General features: G+C 62.9%; 1 protein-coding gene. It reads left to right on the top strand.

Features of this window, described 5'->3' with window-relative positions:
- On the top strand, positions 1–299 hold a 299-nt coding region (locus EN852_RS39010; RefSeq protein WP_135879918.1), incomplete at both ends, for a glycine--tRNA ligase subunit beta.

The following is a 299-nucleotide window of genomic DNA, read 5'->3' as shown; positions in this document are numbered from 1 at the left end:
CGAAAAGCCGACCGGCAGCAAGGACCCGTTCGCTCTGCGCCGGGCTGCGCTTGGCGTGGTCAGGATTCTCATTGAGAACCGCATCCGTTTGGCGCTGACGTCTGTTTTCGCCAAGGCCTTCGTCAGCTTCAAAGGCGGAGTGGATCAGTCGTCCGATCTCCTCGCCTTCTTCCACGACCGCCTGAAAGTCTACCTCCGCGACCAGGGCGCGCGGTACGATTTGATCGATGCCGTCATCACGCCGCAGTCCGACGACCTCTTGCAGATCGTGCGCCGCGTCGAGGCGCTGGGCTCCTTCC

The organism is Mesorhizobium sp. M2E.F.Ca.ET.209.01.1.1 (assembly GCF_004010375.2).
GTDB lineage: Bacteria > Pseudomonadota > Alphaproteobacteria > Rhizobiales > Rhizobiaceae > Mesorhizobium.
Note: the sequence above shows the minus strand (reverse complement) of the source record. Positions and strands in the feature narration are given on the sequence as shown.